This is a genomic window from Kribbella jiaozuonensis (assembly GCF_005233875.1).
Taxonomy (GTDB): domain Bacteria; phylum Actinomycetota; class Actinomycetes; order Propionibacteriales; family Kribbellaceae; genus Kribbella; species Kribbella jiaozuonensis.
The window spans coordinates 948321-969916 of sequence record NZ_SZPZ01000001.1 but is presented as its reverse complement, the minus strand read 5'-3'; the positions used below and the strand labels follow the sequence as shown (position 1 = coordinate 969916).

Genomic DNA, 21596 nt, shown 5'->3' with positions numbered 1-21596 from the left:
TTGGTGGCGTGCGATTACTGGTGGTGGAGGACGAGGAAGGCCTGGTCAGTGCGCTGCGCTCCGGACTCGGCCGGGCCGGGTACGCCGTCGACGCGGCGACGACCGGCGCCGAAGCGGTGGATAAGCTCGCGACCACGGCGTACGACCTGGCAATCCTGGACATCACCCTGCCGGACACCAACGGCCTCGACCTGTGCCGAGCGGTCCGGCGGGGTGAGATCGAGGTGGCGTCCGGGCGGGAGCTGCGGGTGCTGATGCTGACGGCTCGTGCCTCGCTGGCCGATCGCGTCCGCGGGCTCGATGAGGGGGCGGACGACTACCTGACGAAGCCGTTCGCGCTGGTGGAGTTGCTCGCGCGGATCCGGGCGCTGCTGCGGCGGGACGTCACGAACGGGACGACGCAGTTGCACGTCGGCGAGCTGGTCCTCGACTCGTCCCGCCACCTGGCGACGCGGTCCGGTCGCGAGTTGACGCTGACGTTGAAGGAGTTCGGCGTACTGCGGTATCTGATGTCGCGGCCCGGGCATGTCGTCTCGGCCGAGGAACTGCTCGAGCACGTCTGGGACGAGAACGCGGACCCGTTCACTCAGAGCGTTCGCGTGACGGTCGGCACGTTGCGTCGCAAGCTGACCCAGGACGGCGAGGATCCGGTCCTGGAGACCGTGATCGGCCGCGGCTATCGGCTCCGAGGTGAGGAATGAAGCTCCCTTCCTGGACCCAGACGATCCGGTTCCGCCTGACCCTGACGTACTCCGCGGTGCTGATCGCGCTGTCGGCGTTGCTGCTCGGCGGGGTGTACCTCGCGCTGGAGCAGATCCTCGATCCGAAACCGCTGAACCAGATCGAGGTCCAGAAGTACTACAAGGACCACGAGGGCAACCTGCATCTCAAGGAGGGGCAGGTGATCCAGGCCGCGGAGATCTCCAGCTTCCAGTCCGCGGTCAACTACCAGACGTTGCAGAGCCTGCGGAACTACTCGGCCGCGGGGATCGCCGGGCTGTTCCTGGTCAGTCTCGGCACCGGGTGGTGGTTGTCTGGTCGCGCGCTCCGGCCGGTACGACGGATCACGGAGACTGCCCAGGAAATCTCGGCGACCGACCTGTCCCGGCGGATCGCGCTGGAGGGACCGCGCGACGAGCTACGCAACCTGGGCGACACCGTCGACGACATGCTCGGCCGGCTGGAGTCGGCGTTCGTGGCGCAGCGTCAACTCGTCGACGACGCGTCGCACGAGCTGCGCAATCCGTTGGCGGTGATCCAGGCGAACGTCGACGCCGTACTCGCGCATGACGACACGCCGCCGGAGGATCGTGCCCAGGCGACCGCGATCGTCAGCCGGGCGATCCAGCGGATGACGCGGCTGGTGGAGGACCTGCTCGCGTCGGCGCGGCGGTCGTCGCCGGCGTTCGTCGATGCCGACGTGGACCTGGCCGCGATCGCGGGTGAGGCGGCCGAGGAGTACGAGCTGCTCGCCGCGGATCGTGAGCTTCACGTCGTACTGCGGCTCGCGCCCGGACCCACCGCTGCCGGTGACGCGTCGGCGCTGCGGCGGGCGGTGGACAACCTGCTCTCGAACGCGGTCCGGCTGGCGCGTGGCGGCAGTGAACTCGTGCTGGCGGTCGGCAGTCGCAACGGGTGGGCCTGGATCGCGGTCCGCGACGAGGGCCCGGGCATCGCGGCGGACGACGCCGACCGGGTCTTCGACCGGTTCTTCCGGGCCGGTCAACGGCAGTCGCCCGCGACCGTACCGTCCAGCGGCCAGCGCCGGGCCGGCCTCGGCCTCGCCATCGTCCGCCAGATCGCCGAGTCCCACGGCGGCACCGTCGCCCTACACTCCGAACTCGGCATCGGCAGCACCTTCGTCCTCTGGCTACCCGAACGCTCCCTCACCAACACCACCCGCCGCACCCCAACCCCACCCGACGAAGACCCCCTCGGCCCCCGCCGCTGAGGTCAGCGGTTGTAGGGGTGGGAGAGGAGGGGGCGGGTGTTGGTGAGGACCTGCTCGTAGTTGGCGCGGAGCTTGGTGGCGTCGAGGGTGATGGCGGGCTCGGGTTTGCCGACCGGGACCGGCCAGGTGGGGAGTTCGCCGGTGAGGGCCCAGGCTGCTTGGCGGGCTGCGCCTAGGGCGACGTACTCGGCCGGTTCGGGGAGGACTACCTCGGCGCCGAGGAGGGCCGGGGCGAGGGCTTGTACGGCGCGGGAGCGGGCGCCGCCGCCCAGGAGGAGGAGCCGGTGGACGGGGAGGCCTTGGGCGCGGAGGGCGTCGACGGCGTCGGCGAGGCCGCAGAGGAGGCCTTCGACGGCGGCGCGGGCCATCGTCGCGGGCTGCATGGTCGCGCGGGTGAGGCCGTAGATCAGGCCGGTGGAGTGCGGGAGGTCCGGCGTACGCTCGCCGTCGAGGAACGGGAGCAGGACCAGTCCGTCGCTGCCGGGTGAGGTGATCGCGGCCTCGTCGAACTCGGCCAGGTCGAGGCCGAGCATGTTCGCGGTCGCGGACATCACGCGGGCCGCGTTCAGGGTGCAGACGAGCGGGAGGTATTCGCCGGTCGCATCCGCGAAGCCGGCAACCAGGCCGGTCGGGTCCGCGGTCGGGTTGGCCGACCGCGCAAACGCCGTACCGCTGGTCCCGAGCGAAACGGCAACGTCACCCGGCTGCAGATCAAGCCCGAGCGCCGCCGCCGCGTTGTCCCCGGTGCCGGCCGCAATCGCCGCCCCGAAGGCAGTCTCCCCAACAACCTCAGCCGGGCCGGCCACCCGCGGAAGCGCCAACTGCCGCCCAAACGCAAGCTCAACCAGATCAGTCCGATAACTGTTCGTCGCCGCCGACCACCACCCGGTCCCCGACGCATCCCCCCGATCGGTGGTAATCCCCTCAATCCCCCGCCGATCAGCAGCCAACCGATGCGTCATCCAGTCATGAGGCAACACAACAGCCGCGGCCCGCCGCGCGGCTTCACGCCGTACAGCATCCGCATCCGCGCGGGCGGCTTCGTCGCGGATCCAGCGGAGCTTGGTGACGGTGAAGCTCGGCACGGGGACTGAGCCGATGGCTTCGGCCCACGCCTCGGCGCCGCCGAGTTCTGCGATCAGTTCGGTGGTGGCGTCGGCTGAGCTGGTGTCGTTCCAGAGGACGGCGGGGTGGACCACCTCGCCGGAGTCGTCCAGTAGGACCATGCCGTGTTGCTGGCCGCCGACCGCGATCGCCTGGACGCCGTCCAGGAGCCCGTCAGACGCGATCTCCCACGCCTTCCACCACTCGGCAGGATCCACCTGCGTGGCATCCGGGTGGGGCGCGCGCCCCTCGCGTACCACCGCGCCGGTCTCGGCCTCGCACACCAGAACCTTGGTCGCCTGGGTGGAGCAGTCCACCCCGGCGACCAGCCTCAGCTCAGTCATGCTCCGACGCTACAGGGCTTCGAGCGTGGCGCGGGCACCGATCTCGTGCAGCGACTTCAGCGCGGCCTTGTACTGCGTCACGAACCGCTCGTCGGACGCGAGATCACCGAACAGGTCCGGATCCGAGACGAACACCAGCGGATCGTCGGTGTTGTGCTGCGCCCGCTCGACCAGCTTGTCCCGCAGCCGGTCCACGACCTCGATCGGATCACCCTGCTCGTCGGTGCCCTCGGCGTACCGCGCCCAGGACGCCACGACCAGAACCGAACGCTTGATCTCCCGATCGGCGGCCAACTGCTCGCGCACGACCGGCAGCAACCACTTCGGGATCCGGTCCGAGCTCTCCGCGCACAGCCGCGCGAGCGTGTCCCGCACCTCCGGGTTCGCGAATCGCTCGATCAGCTGGTGCTTGTATCGATCAAGGTCGACCCCCGGCACCGGCGGCAGCGTCGGCGTACCTTCGTTGTCCATGTAGCCGAGCAGGAAGTCCACGAACAACTTGTCCTGACACACCTCGTGCGCGTACCGATAACCGGCCAGATACCCGAGGTAGCACAGCGCCTGGTGCGACGCGTTCAGCAGCCGCAGCTTCATCAGCTCATAAGGCTCGACGTCCTCGACGATCTGTACGCCGACATCCTCGTACGACGGCCTGCCGAGCCCGAAGTCGTCCTCGAGCACCCACTGCGTGAACGGCTCGCACACCACCGGCCAGCCGTCCTCGACCCCGAACCGCTCCGCCAGCGCCTCGCGGTCCGCGTCCGTCGTCACCGGCGTGATCCGGTCGACCATGCAGTTCGGGAACCGCACCTCGGTCTCGAGGAACGCGGCGATCTCGGGATCCTTCAAGCGCGCGAACGACGACAGCATCTTCCGCGCCACGTGCCCGTTGCCCGGGATGTTGTCGCACGACATCACGGTGAACGGCGGTACGCCGGCCGCCCGCCGCCGCGCCAGCGCCTCGACGATGAACCCGAACGCGCTCCCCGGCGTCGCGCCCGGCTCCAGATCGGCGGCGAGCGAGGGATCGGACGCGTCCAGCTCCCCGGTCACCTGGTTGACGTGATACCCGCCCTCGGTGATCGTCAGGGACACGATCCGGGTCGCCGGGTCGACCATCCGAGCCAGCACGGCGTTCGGATCGTCCGGCGCGAACAGGTAGTCGACGATCGACCCGATCACCCGAGGCTCCAGCGTGCCGTCCGGATGCTTGACGACCAAGGTGTAGAGACAGTCCTGCGCGGACATCACGTCGGCCATCCGGCGATCCTGCGGCAGCACCCCGACGCCGACGATCCCCCAGTCCAGCGCCTTCCCGTCGCCCATCAGCCGATCCAGATACATCGCCTGATGAGCGCGGTGGAAGCCACCGACCCCGAAGTGCACGATCCCGGGTGTCACCGCCGTACGGTCGTAGGTGGGCACGCCAACCTCATTGCCCAGGGCATCGAGAGTGGAAGCGGCCAGTTTCACTTGACCGCCCCCAGCGACAGACCCTGGACGAGTTTGTCCTGTGCGGCGAACCCGGCGATCAGCACCGGCAGCGACACCACGATCGACGCGGCACAGACTTTGGCGAGGAACAATCCTTGACTGGTCACGAACCCAGTCAAGAACACCGGCGCGGTCTGCGCCACTGTGCCGGTCAGCACTCGGGCAAACAGCAGCTCGTTCCAGCTGAAGATGAAGCAGATCAGCGCAGCCGAGGCGATACCCGGCGTGACCACCGGCGCGACCACGGACCGCAGCGTGCGGGTCAGTGACGCCCCGTCGACCGAGGCCGCCTCGAGGATCTCGACCGGCACCTCGGACAGGAAGCTGCGCAGCATCCAGACCGCGATCGGCAGGTTCATCGAGGTGTACAGGATGATCAGCAGCCAGATGTTGTCCAGGAACCCGACCGACTGCGCGAACAGGTAGATCGGCAGCAGGCCGGCCACCACCGGCAGCATCTTCGTGGACAGGAAGAAGAACAGTACGTCGGTCCACTTCTTCACCGGCCGGATCGACAGCGCGTACGCCGCCGGGAACGCGAGCAGGATGACCAGCGCGGTGGACAGGATGCTCGCGGTCAGCGAGTTCGCGATCGACGGCCACGGCCCGGTGTCGAAGAACGCCCGGTAGCCGTCGAGTGTCAGCGGCGCCGCGATGTCCGGCGGGTTCTTCGCCGCGTTCTCCTCGGAGTGGAACGACGTCAGCAGCATCCACAGCACCGGCAGCACGAACAGGATGCCCACGATCCAGGCCAGCCCGCTCAGCGCCCAGCCACCGCCGCGGCGCGAGTGTCCCTTGACCATCGTCACCTGGCCGCTCATTTGCCGGTCTCCTCTCGGAACAGCGTGGACACCGACCGCAGCGCGAACGTTGCGATCGCGATCGTGCCGATCACGACGATGACGCCGGCTGCCGAGGCGCGGCCGTAGTCGTGGGCGGTGTAGAACGTCTGGTAGATCGTGTACGGGAGGTTCGCCGTACCGAGACCGCCGGACGTGATCGTGAAGACCGCGTCGAAGTTCTGTACGACGTAGATCGAGCCGAGCAGCGCGGACAGCTCGAGGTACTGGCGCAGGTGCGGGAGCGTCATGTAGCGGAAGATCTCCCACTGGTTCGCGCCGTCGATCCCGGCCGCCTCGATCACGTCGAGCGGACGGCTCTGTAGTCCGGCGAGCAGGATCAGCATCATGAACGGCGTCCACTGCCAGACCAGCGCGAAGATGATCGACCACAACGGCTGGTTGCTGATCCAGTCCGGCTGCGGCGCGTTGTCACCGAAGATCCACTTCAGCACGCCGTTGAACAAGCCGTACGTCGGGTTGTACAGCGCGTGCTTCCACAGCAGGGCCGCGGCGACGGGCACGACCAGGAACGGCGTGATCATCATCGTCCGGACCGCGCCGCGGCCGCGGAACTTGCGGTCGAGCAGCAGGGCGATCAGCAGACCGAGCACGAGGCTGATCAGGACGACGCCCGCGGTCAGCACGATCGTCACCCAGATCGCGTGCCGGGTGTTCGCGTCGGTCAGCACCCGGCGGAAGTTGTCGATCCCGGCGAACCCCTTCTCGTCCGGGTAGTACGCGTTCCAGTCCATGAACGACACGATGATCGTGACCACGAACGGCAACTGGGTGACGATGATCATGAAGACCAGCGCCGGCAGCAACGGCCCGCGCCGGGCCCAGTCGCCGGCCCTGCGCATCACGGTGCCCTCGGGCGGCGCCGAGTGACGCCGGGGCTTGGTCTCGGTTTCAGGCTTGGCATCGACGGACATGTCTGCTCCCCCTCACTTCGCCTGTCGCGAGCGGTACCGCTCGGCGACGTCGTCGGCGAGCTCCTGCCCGCGGTTCAAGGCTTTGTCGACGCTCATCCGCCCGGCGATCGCCGAGCTCACGTCCTGACTGACCTGGGTCCCGAGATCCGGGAACTCCGGGATGTCGATGAACTGGATCCCCGGCGCCGGCCGCGGCTGGGTGCCCGGGTTCTTCGGGTCGGCGTTCTCGATCGCCGACTTGGTCGGCTCCGCGAACGCGGACGCCTCCTTGACGTAGTCCGGGATCTCGTACGTCGACGCGCGCTTACCGGCCGGAACGTTGGACCAGCCAACCTTCTCGCCGACGAGCTTCTCGTAGTCCTTGCCGGAGGCCCAGGAGATGAACTTCCAGGCGTTGTCCTTCTTCTTCGAGGCTTCCTGGATGCCCCAGGCCCACGCGTACAGCCAGCCGGAGCTGTCGGTCTTCACGACCGGTGCGGGCGCGTAGCCCATCTTGCCCTTCACCGGCGAGTTCGGCGCCTCGAGCGATCCGGCGGCCGACGTCGCGTCGTACCACATCGCGACGTTGCTCTGGATGGTGTTGTTCAGGCACTCGGTGAAGCCGGCCTGCGGTGCGCCCGCCTCGCCGTGCGCGCGGACGAGGTCGACGTAGAACTTGGTCGCCTCGGTGAACGCGGGTGAGTTGACCTGGGCCTGCCAGTCCTGGGTGAACCAGGTGCCGCCGAAGGTGTTCACGACCGTGGTGAGCGGGGCGAAGAGCTGACCCCAGCCGGGCTGGCCGCGCAGGCAGATACCGCGCATGCCGGGCTGTGCGTTGTCGACCTTGGCCGCGATGTCCGCGACCTCCTGCCAGGTCGGCTTCGCCGGCATCGTCACGCCCTTGGAGGCCAGGATGTCCTTGCGGTACATGAGGAACGACGACTCGCCGTAGAACGGTTCGCCGTAGATCTTGCCGTCGTCCGCGGTCATCGACTGGGTCATCGGCTTGAGGATGTCGTCCTGGTCGAAGGACGAGTCCTTGCTGATGTAGTCCGACAGCGGGGCGATCCACTTGGACTTCGCGTAGATCGGGATCTCGAAGTTGCTGACCGAGGCCACGTCGTACTGACCGGCCTGGCTGGAGAACTCCTGGCTGATCTTGTCCCGGACGTCGTTCTCCGGGAGCACGGTGAAGTTCACGTGGATGCCGGTCTGCTTGGTGAAGTTGTCGGCGGTGAGTTTCTGCAGGTCGACCATCTGCGGGTTGTTCACCATCAGCACGTTGATGCTGTCGGCGCTGTCGCCACCACCGGCGCCACCACCCCAGCCGGCACAGCCGCTGGCCGCACTGAGAACAAGTGCGACCCCGACCGCCGTAAGCCTTCGTCCGGGCACTAGCCGCTCCTTCAGTCCGCTCATTTGAGCACGCCTCTGCTCACAGCATGAGTGAACCGGCAAGGGACTTGACCTGTCAAGGGTCTGTGCAACACTTGGGTCCGATGGTGCTCATATGAGCGGGGAGGCTGTGATGGAGACCTTCGGGCCGGCGCAGTTGGTGCTGACCGCGTCGATCGCGCGGCGGTACTACGTCGACGGGCGGTCGAAGGTGGAGATCGCGGACGAGTTCCGGCTCAGCCGGTTCAAAGTCGCGCGATTGCTGGACCAGGCGCGCAGCAGTGGGCTGGTGCGGATCGAGATCAGCCACCCGGGAGCCATCGATCTCGAGCTCTCGGTTCAGCTGCAGGAGGCGCTCGGGCTGCGGCGAGCCATCGTGGTCGACACACCAGAGGTCGACGAACCCGCTCTGCGGACCCAGCTCGGCAAGGCAGCCGCCGATCTCCTGTCGGAGATCGTCACCGCAGAGGATGTCCTCGGCCTTGCCTGGGCTCGCGCGGTGACGGCGATGACCGAGCAACTGACGACCCTCGCGCCGGTGCCGGTCGTCCAGCTGACGGGCGCGCTGACCCGGCCGGATGTCGAGGCGAACTCGGTGGAGCTGGTGCGGCACACGGCGCGGTTGTCGGGCGGACCGGCGTACCTGTTCTATGCGCCGCTGGTCGTGCCGGATGCGGCGACCGCGAGGGCGTTGCGGCAGCAGCCGGAGGTGGCGGAGGCGATCAGCCACTTCGACTCGGTCAGCAAGGCCGTGGTCGGGCTCGGGTCGTGGGCGGCGGGGCAGTCGACGCTGTACGACGCGATGGACGAGAAGGCCTGTGAGCAGCTGGAAAAGCGCGGGGTGGTCGCGGATATCTCCGGGGTGTTCGTGGATGCGGACGGTGCGCCGGTGCAGAGTCGCGTCACCGATCGGGTGATCGCGATCAACGCCGAGCAGATGGACAAGATCGACGAGGTGATCGCGATCCCGTACGGGCTGGCAAAGGTCGCCGCGGTGCGTGCCGCCGTACGCAGCGGGCTGGTCAACGGGATCGTTACCCACGCACCCCTGGCGAAGGCCCTGCTGGACGAGACACACTGACCCGCGATGCCTGCTGAGGTTGAGACCCAGTTGCTCGGCGGTACTGCGAACCGTGGGCTGGTCGTGCGGGTCGGGGACACCGTCCGTCGTCCGCTGCGCCCCAGCAGCCTGGCCACGCACGCGCTGCTCGAACACCTGGAACGGGTCGGGTTCGAGGGCGCGCCGCGGCTGCTCGGGATCGATTCGCAGGGGCGCGAGGTGCTGTCGTACCTGCCTGGCGAGACGGTCACCACGCCGTACCCGGGCTGGTCGATGACGGACGAGGCGCTGGACAGCGTGGCGCAGCTGCTGCGGGCGTACCACGAGGCGGTGGCGGACTTCCGGCCCGTCGGCCTGCGGTGGGCCGAGCCGGTGCCGCCGGAGTATGTCACCGGGCTGATCAGCCACAACGATCCGAACCTCGACAATGTGGTCTTCCGAGACGGCGTCGCGGTCGCGCTGATCGACTTCGACCTGGCCGGCCCGGGTTCACCGCTGTGGGACGTGGCGACCGCGGTCCGGCTGTGGGCGCCGCTGCGGCCCGACGCGGACATCCACGACGTACGCCGAGGCCGCTCCTTCACCCGCCTCCGCGGCTTCGCCGACGCCTACGGCCTGACCGAAGCCGACCGCCTCCGCCTGGTCGACGCCGCCGCCGACAACCACGTCTGGTGCATGGCCTACGTCCGCCACGGCGCCGAATCCGGCCACCCCTGGTTCCACGAACGCTGGACCACCGGCGAATCCGAACTCACCGACCGCACCAACACCTGGTTCAAACAGTCGGCGAACGCCCTCCACCAGGCTCTGCTGGACTGAGAGCCTCCGCGACACCTTCGTAGTACTTCTCCTGCAGACGCTTCACCCACGGCGGGATGAAGGCCGCGATCAGGTTCGGAAACGGCGGAACGCCATCCTGGTCGGTCAGCAGCGCCAGCACGAACGCCGCCACCACCAGCCCCATCACGACGAGCCAACCGCTCCCACCGCGATCAGCGCGTAGAACGCGGCGCCCAGCTTCATCTTCGGCATGTCTGGTTATCGGGGGGGTGGGGTTGGCTGTTACTGCAGGAAGTGGCAGAGAATGGGGCGGTGCGTTCACGGGTGGTGTTGTTGGCCGGGCCTTCGGGGGCGGGGAAGTCGCGGCTGGCGGAGCAGGTGGGGTTGCCGGTGGTGCGGCTGGACGACTTCTACCGGGACGGGGACGACCAGGCGATGCCGCGGTCGCCGCTCGGGATTGTCGATTGGGACGACCCACGGTCCTGGGACGGTGAGCGGGCGGTCGCGGCGCTCCAGCAGCTGTGTACGACGGGGGCCGCGGACCTCCCGATCTACGACATCGCCGCCGACGGCACCGTCGGTCACCGCCCCGTCACCACCGAGGGTTCCGCGCTGATCGTTGCTGAGGGCATCTTCGCCGACCAGATCGTCGGCGCGCTCCGCGACCGTGGCCTGCTCGCCGCGGCGATCTGCGTCTACCACCACCGGCTCGTGACGTTCTTCCGCCGCTTCCAGCGCGACCTCCGCGAGCACCGCAAACCCCCGTTGACGCTGCTCCGGCGCGGACTCCTGCTGCTGCGCGACGACCCCGCGGTCGTCCGCCGCTGCGTCGAGGCCGGCTGTGAACCACTCCATCCGAAGGCCGCCCGCCGCCGGATCGAGACGCTTCTCACGCCGTCCACGTCCCAATAAAACAAGACTGTTTGCCTGGAGTTAACCAACTTCTGATGGCATCGGGCTCGGAACTGTCGGATGCGCTCGGGGGCGAGTTGCTGGACGGAGAGGGACCGTGACGCGGACTGCGCGGAGTCAAGCCGTAGGCGCTGCCGTTGTAGTAACCGCCTTGCTGCTGGCTGTGACCGCCTGCGGCAACGAGGACGGTTCGTCGGCAACCGCCGCAGAGTCCCCGGCAGCCAAGCATTCGCTGTCGGGCCCGGCTCAGAAGGCGAAGGGCTCGCTCGTCGGCCTCGCCGTACTGCCCCGCGGCTACGTCGCAGACCCGCGCGCCAACGCCACCGGCCCGTTCACGGCGACCGGCTTCCTCAACACCTGGTCGGCTGACCCCGCGCTGGACCGCGCCCTCCTGCTGAACGCCAGCTTCGTCGAGGGTTACCGCGCGTCCCGGCTCAGCCCCGACAAGAAGAAGCGCTTCACGCTGCAGCTGTTCAAGACCGGCTCGGCCGGCAAGGCAGCGGCCCTCCAGAAGGGCTTCTGGAACCAGGACACCCACGAGCACCCGTTCGACCTCCCCGGCGCGCTCTCCGACGCCAGGGTGGAGTACGACGGCGGCACCGACCAGTCCAGCGCGATTGCCGAGGTCAGCCTTGCCGTCGGGCCGATGGTGGTCGAGATCAGCGTCCGCGAGGTAGGTGCCCTGGGCAGCAATCTCACCCCGGACACCGCGCTCGCCACCGCACTCGCGAAGGAACAGCGAGCCCGCCTCACCGCGACCTCGAGCTAACCGATTCGGTCGATCACCAACGGACCCGGCTGGTAGGAGTCCGCCACGGCCACCGCGTCTGCCAGCGACTCCAGCGCACGATCGATGCGGCTCGGGTCATCCGTGTGCAGGGTCAGCAGCGGCTGACCTTCCTGGATCTGATCGCCAGGCTTCGCATGCATCTCGACGCCGGCCACCGCCGACACCGGGTCCTCCTTGCGAGCCCGCCCGGCACCCAGCCGCCACGCAGCCACACCCACCGCCAGCGCATCGAGCTTGGACAGCGTCCCAGACGCAGGAGCCGGTACGACGTGTTGCTCCGGCGCGACCGGGAGCTCCGCGGACGGGTCGCCGCCCTGGGCCGAGATCATCGCGCGCCACGCGTCCATCGCCGTACCGTCGTTCAGCTTCTCGGCCGGGTCGACGTCGGTGACGCCGGCCGCGGCGAGCATCTCCTTGGCGAGGGCAACGGTCAGCTCGATCACGTCCGCGGGACCGCCTCCGGCCAGCACCTCGACCGATTCGCGAACCTCGAGCGCGTTACCCGCGGTCAGACCGAGCGGCACGGACATGTCGGTGAGCAGGGCAACGGTCTTCACGCCGGCGTCCGTGCCCAGAGCAACCATCGTCTCGGCCAGCTCGCGCGCGCCGGCCAGATCCTTCATGAACGCGCCGGAGCCGACCTTCACGTCCAGCACCAACGCACCGGTGCCTTCGGCAATCTTCTTGCTCATGATCGAGCTGGCGATCAGCGGGATCGCCTCGACCGTACCGGTCACGTCACGCAGCGCGTACAACTTCTTGTCGGCCGGCGCCAGCCCGTCACCAGCCGCGCAGATGACTGCGCCGACGTCCTCCAACTGATGCATCATCTCGTCGTTCGACAGCGCCGCCCGCCAGCCCGGGATCGACTCGAGCTTGTCCAGCGTCCCGCCGGTGTGCCCGAGGCCGCGCCCCGACAGCTGCGGTACGGCGACCCCGCACGCCGCCACCAAAGGTGCCAGCGGCAACGTGATCTTGTCGCCGACGCCGCCGGTCGAGTGCTTGTCCGCGGTCGGCCGGGACAGCTTGCCGAAGTCCATCCGCTCGCCGGACGCGATCATCGCCGCGGTCCAGCGGGCGATCTCGCGCCGGTTCATCCCGTTCAGCAGGATCGCCATCGCGAGCGCGGACATCTGCTCGTCGGCGACGTCGCCCTTGGTGTAGGCGTCGATCACCCAGTCGATCTGCCCGTCGCTCAGCTCGCCCTTGTCCCGCTTGGCCCGGATGACATCCACCGCGTCGAAACTCATCAGTTCTCCAAGTCCTCCGGCCCGAACGCGTCGGGCAACAACTCACGCAACGGGCGCGGTCCGGTCGGCGTCTCCAGCAGCAGACCCGGCCCGCCGTTCTCGTGCAGCAACTGGCGGCAGCGCCCGCACGGCGTGAGCAGATCCCCATGATGGTCCACACAGGTGAACGCCACGAGCCGCCCGCCGCCGGTCCGATGCAACTCCGACACCAGCCCGCACTCGGCACACAGCGTGAGCCCGTACGACGCGTTCTCCACGTTGCACCCGGCAACCACCCGCCCGTCGTCCACCAACGCCGCAGCCCCGACCGCGAACCCGGAATAGGGCGCATAAGCCCGCTCCATGACTTCAACAGCAGTTGCCCTCAACCGCTCCCAGTCCACATCCACCGCTTCAGCATCTCCCATCACACCTCCCGCCCGCATCCGCCCTCCGGGCGGATGCGGGCGGGAGAAGAGCGAGCAGCCACAGGCTCGGGGCGGAGCTAGTCGGTGACGTAGGGCTCACCATCGGCCTTCGGTGCTCTCACTCTGCCTACCAGGCCGGCGACCGCGATGATCGTGGCCAGGTAAGGGGCCATCAGCAACAGTTCGCCGGGGATCGGGACCTGGATGATCTGCAGCTGGGACTGCAACTGGGTAGCGAAGCCGAAGAACAGCGCCGCGACCGTCGCCCCGATCGGGTGCCAGCGGCCCATGATCAGTGCGGCCAGCGCGATGAACCCGTTGCCCGCGGTCATCTCCTTCGAGAACGAACCGGCGTACCCGACCGTGAAGAACGCGCCGCCCAGACCCGCGAGGATCCCGGCCGAGAGTACGGCGGAGTACCGGATCCGCTTGACCTTGATGCCGACCGTGTCGGCCGCCTTCGGGTGCTCGCCGACCGCGCGGATCCGCAGGCCCCAGCGGGTCTGGAACAGCACGAACGTGACGACCGCGACCGCGAGGTAGGTCAGGTACACCAGGATCGTCTGGTTGAACAGGATCGGCCCGAAGAAGGGGATGCTGGCCAGACCGGGGATCTTGATCGCCGTCAGCACCTCGGGCGTGTTCAGCTTGTTCGCGTCCGGTTGCAGGAACTCGTCGAACAGGAAGCCGGTGATACCGGTCGCGAAGACCACGAGCACGACACCGAGCACGACCTGGTTGACCAGGTACTTGATCGAGAACACGGCCAGCAGCGCCGCCATCAGCACACCGGTCGCGGCGGCTGCGATCAGGGCCGCCGCCGCGCTCCCCGTCGTACTGGAGACGACGGCCGCGGTGAACGCGCCGACCAGGAACTGGCCCTCGATCGCGATGTTGATGACGCCGGCCCGCTCGGACAGTACGCCGGCGAGCGCGCCCAGGATCAGCGGAGTCGCGAAGTTCAGCGTGCCCTGGAACTGGTTCGCCAGCGGGAAGGTCTTGCCCGCGGCGGCCCAGCAGAGGAACGCGCCGATGAAACAGATGCCGAGCAGCGCGGCCAGCCAACCGGCGTACCGCTGCGGCACCCGGCGCACGATGTAGGCAGCCGCGGCGGCCACGCCGATGATGCCGAGCAGCAGAGCCACCGCTTGCGCCGGCAAGTGGAGCAGGTTGTTCTGCAGGTCGCCGGAGACCAGCTGGAACGTCGCTTTGCCGCTCTTGGTGAAGATCGCCAGCAGCAGACCGATCAGTGCGAACACCAGCATCAGGCCGCCGACCCGCAACCGGCGGGTCCGATCGGCCGGCGCCTCGATGACCTGCGGCTTCGCGGGCGCCGCGGGTACGGCGTCGGGAGTCGTCTCGCTCATCCGTTCCAGCCTTTCGCGAGGACGGGGCCGCTGCCGCGTTCCTTCGGCAGGAAGCGGAAGATCGAGCGCACCAGGGCCGGAGCCGCGACGAACAGCACGATGACCGCCTGCAGGACGGTGGTGAGAGTCAGCGGCGTCTGCGTGATCAGCTGCATCTGCAGACCGCCTGCGTTCAGCGCGCCGAACAGCAGGCCGGCCAGCACGGTGCCCAGCGGTGTACCGCGGCCGAGCAGCGCGACCGTGATCGCGTCGAACCCGACTGACGCCGCGACCCCGTCGGTCAGCGGCAGGTCGGTCCCGAGCACCTGCTGGGTGCCGGCCAGACCCGCGAGCGCACCCGCGACAACCATCGCGATGATGTACGCGCGGCCGACCGACATGCCCGCGGTCCGCGACGCGTCGGCGTTCGCACCGACGGCGCGCAGCTCGAACCCGATCGTGGACCGGTTCAGCAGCCACCAGACGAAGATCGCGGCCAGCACCGAGAGGATGAACCCGCCGTGCAACCGAGTGTCGCCGAACTGCGGGTACTGCGCGTTCGAGTCGACGATCGGCGAGATCGGGTCGGTCCGCCCGGGCCGCTGGAACGCCGAGGTGGTCAGCAGCCAGGCGAGCAGATAGATCGCGACGTAGTTCAGCATGATCGTCACGATCACCTCATGGGCGCCGGTGCGCGCCTTCAGCAGCCCGACGACGCCGCCCCAGATCGCGCCGCCGAGCAGCCCGGCCAGGATCGCCACGATCAGGTGCAGGCCGGGCGGCAGGTGCCAGGCGAAGCCGACGTACGCCGCCAGGATCGCGCCGGCGATCAGCTGGCCCTGGGCGCCGATGTTGAACAGTCCGGTGCGGAACGCGAGCGAGACCGCCAGACCGCCGCAGATCAGCGGAGTTGCCTGGGTCAACGATTCGCTGATCGCGGTGACCGAGCCGAACGCACCGAGGGCGAGCGCCTTGTAGGCCTCACCGACGGCACTCGCGGCCGCGGAGATCGTGTCCATCGGCGCGGCGCCGAAGTACCCCATCGCGGTCTTCACCTGGTCGTCGCTGACGATGATCAGGATCGCCCCGACCACCAGGGCCAGCACGATCGCGCTCAGTGAGACCAGGCCCTGGACCGCCCACGACGGCAGGCCGGACCGCCGCGGTTCCTTGGCCGGTGCGGGCGCGGCCGGAGCCGGCTCGACCGTTGTGTCTGTGTCTTCTTCGGGGCTCATCTAGATGGTTCCCAACGTGGTCGGGTTCTCGATCGCGACGTCGTGCGCCTCGGACTTGGAGGCGCCGGCCATCATCAGGCCGAGCTCGTCGCGCGGGGTGTCGGCCGGTACGACGCCGACCACCTTGCCGCGGTACATCACCGCGACCCGGTCGGTCAGCGCCGCGATCTCGTCCAGCTCGGTGGACACGATCAGTACGGCGGTGCCGTTGTCACGCTCCTCGACGATCCGGCTGTGCAGGAACTCGATCGAGCCGACGTCGACACCGCGGGTGGGCTGCGAGGCCACCAGCAGCTTCAGCGGCCGGGACAACTCGCGGGCCAGCACGACCTTCTGCTGGTTACCGCCGGACAGCGACGACACCGGCAGATCGATGCTCTGGGTACGGATGTCGAACTCGTCCACCCGGGCCTGCGCGTTCTTGTTGATCTCGTCGGTCCGCAGCGCCAGCCCGTTGCCGAACGGCGCCTGCCGGAACAGGTCGAGGACGAGGTTCTCGGCGACCGTGAACGAGCCGACGAAACCGTCGTGCGCGCGATCCTCCGGGACGTAGCCGATGCCGGCGTCCAGCCGCTGTCTGGTGGTCCGGCCGGTCAGGTCCTCGCCGTCCAGCGAGATCTTCCCGGCCGCGATCTGCGTCAGCCCGAGCAGTGCCTCGGCGAGCTCGGTCTGACCGTTGCCCTGGACACCGGCCACCGCGAGGATCTCACCGGCCCGGACCTCGAGGTCCACGTCGTCGACGGCGGTGAACCCGCGCTCGTCGATCACGGTCAGCCCTTCGACCCGCAGTACGACGTCCTTGGGCTGGGCCGGCTCCTTGTCGACGACCAGGTCGACCGCGCGGCCGACCATCAGCTCGGCGAGCTGTTCCTCGGTCTCCGACGGCTCGGCCTGACCGACCACCTTGCCGCGGCGGATCACGGTGATCTTGTCCGCGATCGCCTTGACCTCTTTGAGCTTGTGGGTGATGAAGACGATCGACGTGCCGTTCTCCTTGAGCTGCCGCATGACGGCGATCAGCTCGTCGATCTCGGCCGGGGTGAGTACGGCGGTCGGCTCGTCCAGGATCAGCACGCTGGCGTCGTTGGCGAGCGCCTTGATGATCTCCACCCGCTGCTGGACGCCGACCGGGATGTCCTCGACCAGGGCTTCGGGATCGACCTCGAACCCGTACCGCTCGGACAGCTCGTTGACGAGGGCATCGGCCTTCTTCCGGTCCAGCACGCCGCCGAACCGGGTGTTCTCCCGGCCGAGCATGATGTTCTCGGCAACGGTGAACACCGGGACGAGCATGAAGTGCTGGTGCACCATGCCGATACCGTGCTTGATCGCGTCGCTCGGCGAGGTGATCCGGACCTTCTCGCCGTCGATCAGGATCTCGCCCTCGTCGGGCTGCAACAGCCCGTAGAGCATGTTCATCAGCGTGCTCTTGCCGGCGCCGTTCTCACCGAGCAGGCAGTGGATCTCGCCCGGCTCGATCACCAGGTCGATGTGGTCGTTGGCGACCAGCGAGCCGAAGCTCTTGGTCAGGCCGGACAGCTCGAGGTGCATGCGGGCAGCCTCCCCTTCAGACGGCGAGCCAGGAAGGCTGGACCGGTGGGTCCGCTGCCTTCCTGGCTCGCACCGTACTACGCAAACGTGCGGCGGTTCAGGACGCCTTGGGCTGAACCTTCGACTCGATGGTGATCTTGCCGCTGATGATGTCGGCCTTGATCTGGTCCAGCTCCGACTTCACGTCCGCCGGGACCTTGCTGTCGAAGTCGTGGAACGGCGCGATCGCCGTACCGCCGTTCTGCAGGGTGCCGGTGAACTGGGTGTTGTCGAACTTGTTGTCGACGACCGAGATCACCGCGTCCTTCACGGCGACGTCCATACCCTTCTCGACGCTGCTCATCAGCACCGAGCAGTACTCCTCGGCGCTGATGCAGCCGTCGGTGTCGACCCAGATCGCGTTGACCTTGCCGTTGCTGGCCTTGGCCGCCTGCAGACCGCCCAGACCCGAGGGGCCGGCGACCGGGAACAGCACGTCCGCGCCCTGGGTGATCAGGTTCTGCGCGTTGTTCTGACCCTTGGCCTTGTCCTCGAAGTCGCCGGTGAACAGACCCTTCTGCTTCTGGTCGTCCCAGCCGAGCACCTGGACGTTCTTGCTCTTCTGCGTGTTGTAGTAGCGCACGCCCTGGGCGAAGCCGTCCATGAAGATGGTCACGGTCGGGATCTGCAGACCGCCGAACGTGCCGACCTTGCCGGACTGCGTCATCGCGGCGGCCAGGTAGCCGGCCTGGAAGCTGGACTGCGCGGTGTTGAACAGCAGCGGCTTCAGGTTGGCGATCGGCGCCTTCGGCGCGGAGTCGACGATCGCGAACTTGATGTTCGGGTTCGCCTTGGCCGCGGCCTCGGTGGCGTCCTCGAGCTTGAAGCCGACGGCGACGATGACGTTGCACTTGGCGCTGACCATCGCGGTCATGTTCGTCGTGTAGTCGTTGTCGGACTTCGACTCGGCCTTGACCTCGGTCAGGCCGCGCTCCTTGACGGCGTCCTGCAGGCCCTTGTACGAGGTCTGGTTGAACGACTTGTCGTCGAAACCCCCCGAGTCGGAGACCATGCAGGCCTTGAAGTCCTTGTTGGCGCTACTGCCGGAGCTCGCGCTGTCGCTCGGCTTGCTGCCACAAGCGGCGACGGCGAGCGTCAGTACGCCCACGATCGCCGTTCCCCGCACGTACTTCTTCACCGGACGTCTCCTTCGTCGACCAGAAAAACCTGTGCCACTGCTTCTGCCCGGCACGCCTTCCCCCACGTGCCGCATCCGCAGACTATAGGGCGCGGCCCGTCATTCTTTGAACGTCGAGCAGGCCTCGATACCGGAAAGTGACCGGCATTCTCGTCACATTTCGACAACTTCTCCGGCATGGTCACCGGCTGCGGTACCCACGTCACGGTGTGCACGCTCCGTGGTGGCTCTCACGGTCCGTGGTCGTCACTGTGGGTCCCACCCGCTGTGGGTCTTGACCACGGCTGGTGCACAATCTCGGGATGAGTCATCAGTTGCTGGTCGCGGACGTGCTCGCGCGGGTCGAGGCGGTGCGCGAGGAGATGGTCGACGTACGGCGGGATCTGCACGCGCACCCGGAGCTCGGGTGGCACGAGGTCCGGACCACCGAGATCCTCGAGAAGCGACTGGTCGAGGCCGGGCTCTCCCCGCGCGTGTTGCCGACCGGGACCGGGCTGATCTGCGACATCGGCGCCGGCGACTCGTGCGTGGCGCTGCGGGCCGATATCGACGCGTTGCCGGTGCCGGACGGCGTGGACACGCCGTGGCGGTCGACCATCGACGGGGTCGCTCACGCGTGCGGTCACGACGTACACACGTCGGCGTTGCTCGGATCGGCGCTGGTACTGGCCGGGATGGCTCGCGACGGGCAGTTGGACCGGCGGGTGCGGGTGATCTTCCAGCCTGCGGAAGAAGTGATGCCGGGCGGAGCACTCGGCGTCATCGCAGCCGGCGGACTCGACGGGGTCCGCCGTATTTATGGGCTGCACTGCGACCCGCGGCTGCAGGTCGGTGAGATCGGACTGCGGGTAGGCGCGCTGACTGCTGCCGCCGACCGGATCCTGGTGCGGCTGACCGGGCCTGGTGGTCACACGTCGCGGCCGCATCTGACCGCGGACCTCGTCTACGCGCTCGCGAGGCTGGTGTCGGAGCTTCCGGCTGCTCTGTCGCGGCGGGTTGATCCGCGGGCCGGGATGTCGCTCGTCTGGGGGCGCATCACGTCAGGCTCAGCCGCCAACGCGATCCCGTCCCGCGGTGAGGCCGAGGGGACGTTGCGGTGCCTCGACGCCAGCGCATGGCGGTTGGCCGAGGAGCTGATCCCGTCGCTGGCCGAGCAGATCGTCCGGCCGTACGGCGTGGAGGTCGACACGGAGGTCACGCACGGCGTACCGCCGGTCATGAACGACGCGACGGCGATCGGGGTGCTGCAGAACGCCGTACAGCAGACGCTCGGGTCGAGCGCCCTCGCACCGACCGACCAGAGCCTCGGCGGCGAAGACTTCGCCTGGTACCTCGAACACGTCCCCGGCGCCATGGCCCGCCTAGGGGTCCGCCACCCCTCCGCCGAATCCGCCGCCGACCTCCACACCCCCGGCTTCACCCCCTCCGAAGAAGCCATCACCCTAGGCACCACAGTCCTAACCTCCACCGCCCTCCTCGACTAAACGGACACTGCTCCGCGGCAACAAGTGCCGAGCCACCCAAATGACACCGCTCCGCGGCGGCTGTCTTACCGGCCGCCTCCCGCGGCGTGAGGCGAACGCGCACCGGGCAGATGCGTTCGGCGCGGGCAACTCGCACCGAACCGACGACGCTGCACCGCGCGACCGTCAGGGCAGGGCAGTCGCCTCACCGCGACGAGGTTGGCGGTGTGAGCGACAAGGACAACCCCTCGGCAACGGCCACCCTGGCCACAGAGGTTGCTGCGTCCTCACAGCAGCCCGGCAGCGACAACGCCGGCGTCGACACAGCATCACGTCGCTGCACGCGATGGATCAGTTCTTGGCTTCCTATGAGGCTGAGCACACCGTAATCACGAACGACGAGATGACCGAGGCAGTCCGGTCGACGCACGCGAACGCGACCGTTGTCCGTGGCAAGCTTTCCTGGATCAGCTCCTAGTACTGCTCGCGGACAGGGTCAGCCGTACGCCCCGGTTCTTAGCTTCGTTCGCGAGGTCGGCGCCAGGGATCAACTTCTTCCGGACAAGCGTGCGCTGCCCGAATGCTCGGAGGAACTCGTCGAGCAACTCAGGTCGTTGACCGTGCGGGCCACGGTGGTTACCGATAGCCCGTCGACCTAGGTGACGTCTCCACCCGGCAGAGCGCGCCTGCGGTACCTGGTGTCGGGCTGGATGGTCTGCCGACGTACGTCGGTAGTGACCCCCACTGGCCGGAACCAAGCAGCTCCAGCGACTCCAGCACATCGACCGCACGCACAGCACTCACTTCTTGATGCTCGAAAAGTAACAACATGTTGTTACTTTCAAAGCATCTTCGATCGTCGCCGAGTCCGACGCGGGCCGAGAAGGCAGTCGGAGCCGTCGAGGGTGGGTGGTGTTGGATCGGCGTATGACGAGTTATCCGCTGCTTGATGTGCGGGTCAGTACGCCGGTGTTGGAGCTGCGGGGTGCGACCGATGAGCTGTTGGGGGAGCTCGCGGACGTCGTGCGGGCTGGGAAGACGGATGCCGAGCCGCCGCCGTACGACGACCCGATCTCGCTGTACGAGCCGGATCCTGATCAGCGGGTGGCCAAGTGGTTGCGGGCGATCTGGCGTGGGCGCGGCAAGGTTGAGCCTGATGCTTGGCGGCTGTACTTCGTCGTTGTCGTGGACGGGCGTCCGGTCGGGATGCAGGACCTCATCGGGGTCAACTTCTCCACGCTCGGAACGGTGACGAGCTTCTCTTGGCTGTCTGCCGATGAGCGCGGTCGCGGGCTCGGGCGTGAGATGCGGGCCGCGATCTTGCACCTCGCGTTCGAGGGGCTCGGGGCGAAGGAGGCGGGCAGCGACGCGTTCGTGGACAACCACGGTTCGAACGCAATCTCCCAAGCCCTCGGCTACGAGCCCAACGGCTCAGACTGGGCCACCCGCCTGGGCGAACCCGCCCTCCTCAACCGGTGGCGCCTGACAAGAGACAACTGGCAACAACAACGCCGAACCGACATCCAACTCCACAACGCCGAGGCCTGCCAGACCTACCTGCCGCTGTCGTGACGCGCGCGGAGG

20 protein-coding genes are annotated in these 21596 nt (G+C 68.1%); 8 read left to right on the top strand and 12 right to left on the bottom strand.

Going from position 1 to position 21596, the window contains the following annotated elements:
* Positions 1 to 8 precede the first annotated feature (8 nt).
* Both FDA38_RS04670 and FDA38_RS04665 read left to right on the top strand, forming a co-directional pair.
* Complete coding sequence (locus tag FDA38_RS04670; RefSeq protein ID WP_137252813.1) at positions 9 to 701, top strand: response regulator transcription factor; 693 nt, start codon at positions 9 to 11, stop codon at positions 699 to 701.
* A complete protein-coding gene (locus FDA38_RS04665) occupies positions 698 to 1951 on the top strand; it encodes a sensor histidine kinase (protein ID WP_137252812.1) in 1254 nt (417 codons plus the stop codon). Before FDA38_RS04670 ends, FDA38_RS04665 begins: the two co-directional genes overlap by 4 nt.
* A gap of 2 nt (positions 1952 to 1953) precedes the next feature.
* Here the strand turns inward: FDA38_RS04665 and xylB are convergent, their stop codons facing one another.
* Genes xylB through FDA38_RS04640 form a run of 5 tightly spaced genes read right to left on the bottom strand, consistent with a single transcriptional unit; the run spans position 1954 to position 8041 of the window.
* Positions 1954 to 3399, bottom strand: a complete 1446-nt coding sequence (xylB, locus tag FDA38_RS04660) for a xylulokinase (protein ID WP_170989579.1) — start codon at positions 3397 to 3399, stop codon at positions 1954 to 1956.
* 9 nt (positions 3400 to 3408) lie between these two features.
* On the bottom strand, positions 3409 to 4824 hold the full coding sequence (locus tag FDA38_RS04655; protein ID WP_233714521.1) for a mannitol dehydrogenase family protein: 1416 nt from the start codon (positions 4822 to 4824) through the stop codon (positions 3409 to 3411).
* A gap of 44 nt (positions 4825 to 4868) precedes the next feature.
* Complete coding sequence (locus tag FDA38_RS04650) at positions 4869 to 5714, bottom strand: carbohydrate ABC transporter permease (RefSeq protein ID WP_137252810.1); 846 nt, start codon at positions 5712 to 5714, stop codon at positions 4869 to 4871.
* Complete coding sequence (locus tag FDA38_RS04645) at positions 5711 to 6667, bottom strand: carbohydrate ABC transporter permease (RefSeq protein WP_137252809.1); 957 nt, start codon at positions 6665 to 6667, stop codon at positions 5711 to 5713. Before FDA38_RS04645 ends, FDA38_RS04650 begins: the two co-directional genes overlap by 4 nt.
* 12 nt (positions 6668 to 6679) lie before the next feature.
* On the bottom strand, positions 6680 to 8041 hold the full coding sequence (locus FDA38_RS04640) for an ABC transporter substrate-binding protein (RefSeq protein WP_233714520.1): 1362 nt from the start codon (positions 8039 to 8041) through the stop codon (positions 6680 to 6682).
* Between the two features lie 115 nt (positions 8042 to 8156).
* Between FDA38_RS04640 and FDA38_RS04635 the strand changes: the two genes are divergently transcribed.
* Complete coding sequence (locus FDA38_RS04635; protein WP_202877551.1) at positions 8157 to 9122, top strand: sugar-binding transcriptional regulator; 966 nt, start codon at positions 8157 to 8159, stop codon at positions 9120 to 9122.
* Positions 9123 to 9128: 6 nt separating this feature from the next.
* Entirely contained in the window at positions 9129 to 9920 is a 792-nt protein-coding gene (locus tag FDA38_RS04630; protein ID WP_137252807.1) for a phosphotransferase, read from the top strand.
* Here the strand turns inward: FDA38_RS04630 and FDA38_RS04625 are convergent.
* Positions 9877 to 10065: a hypothetical protein gene (locus tag FDA38_RS04625; RefSeq protein ID WP_137252806.1), complete on the bottom strand. Its 189-nt coding sequence runs from the start codon at positions 10063 to 10065 to the stop codon at positions 9877 to 9879. The genes FDA38_RS04630 and FDA38_RS04625 overlap by 44 nt on opposite strands.
* A gap of 128 nt (positions 10066 to 10193) precedes the next feature.
* On the opposite strand from FDA38_RS04625, the gene FDA38_RS04620 reads away from it, so the two are divergent.
* Together FDA38_RS04620 and FDA38_RS04615 are read left to right on the top strand one after the other, a co-directional pair.
* A complete protein-coding gene (locus tag FDA38_RS04620; RefSeq protein WP_170989578.1) occupies positions 10194 to 10793 on the top strand; it encodes a uridine kinase family protein in 600 nt (199 codons plus the stop codon).
* A 97-nt stretch (positions 10794 to 10890) separates the two neighbouring features.
* The gene (locus FDA38_RS04615; protein ID WP_137252805.1) at positions 10891 to 11562 is read left to right on the top strand and encodes a hypothetical protein; all 672 of its coding nucleotides are present in this window, start codon (positions 10891 to 10893) and stop codon (positions 11560 to 11562) included.
* On the opposite strand, the gene FDA38_RS04610 is transcribed toward FDA38_RS04615, so the two are convergent.
* The 6 genes from FDA38_RS04610 to FDA38_RS04585 form a co-directional block, all read right to left on the bottom strand.
* Positions 11559 to 12833 (bottom strand): thymidine phosphorylase, encoded by a 1275-nt coding sequence (locus tag FDA38_RS04610; RefSeq protein WP_137252804.1) that lies wholly within the window; start codon positions 12831 to 12833, stop codon positions 11559 to 11561. The genes FDA38_RS04615 and FDA38_RS04610 overlap by 4 nt on opposite strands.
* The gene (locus tag FDA38_RS04605) at positions 12833 to 13222 is read right to left on the bottom strand and encodes a cytidine deaminase (protein ID WP_233714662.1); all 390 of its coding nucleotides are present in this window, start codon (positions 13220 to 13222) and stop codon (positions 12833 to 12835) included. The genes FDA38_RS04610 and FDA38_RS04605 overlap by 1 nt, the downstream gene beginning before the upstream one ends.
* A gap of 95 nt (positions 13223 to 13317) precedes the next feature.
* Positions 13318 to 14607, bottom strand: a complete 1290-nt coding sequence (locus FDA38_RS04600; protein WP_137252802.1) for an ABC transporter permease — start codon at positions 14605 to 14607, stop codon at positions 13318 to 13320.
* On the bottom strand, positions 14604 to 15821 hold the full coding sequence (locus FDA38_RS04595) for an ABC transporter permease (RefSeq protein ID WP_137252801.1): 1218 nt from the start codon (positions 15819 to 15821) through the stop codon (positions 14604 to 14606). The genes FDA38_RS04600 and FDA38_RS04595 overlap by 4 nt, the downstream gene beginning before the upstream one ends.
* The gene (locus tag FDA38_RS04590) at positions 15822 to 17372 is read right to left on the bottom strand and encodes an ABC transporter ATP-binding protein (RefSeq protein WP_137252800.1); all 1551 of its coding nucleotides are present in this window, start codon (positions 17370 to 17372) and stop codon (positions 15822 to 15824) included.
* Positions 17373 to 17469: 97 nt separating this feature from the next.
* On the bottom strand, positions 17470 to 18549 hold the full coding sequence (locus FDA38_RS04585; RefSeq protein ID WP_137252799.1) for a BMP family lipoprotein: 1080 nt from the start codon (positions 18547 to 18549) through the stop codon (positions 17470 to 17472).
* Positions 18550 to 18851: 302 nt separating this feature from the next.
* Between FDA38_RS04585 and FDA38_RS04580 the strand changes: the two genes are divergently transcribed.
* Complete coding sequence (locus tag FDA38_RS04580) at positions 18852 to 20033, top strand: amidohydrolase (RefSeq protein WP_137252798.1); 1182 nt, start codon at positions 18852 to 18854, stop codon at positions 20031 to 20033.
* Between the two features lie 906 nt (positions 20034 to 20939).
* Positions 20940 to 21584 carry a GNAT family N-acetyltransferase gene (locus tag FDA38_RS04575; RefSeq protein WP_137252797.1) on the top strand — a complete coding sequence of 215 codons (645 nt, stop codon included), beginning with the start codon at positions 20940 to 20942 and terminating at the stop codon, positions 21582 to 21584.
* The last annotated feature ends 12 nt before the right edge of the window (positions 21585 to 21596 follow it).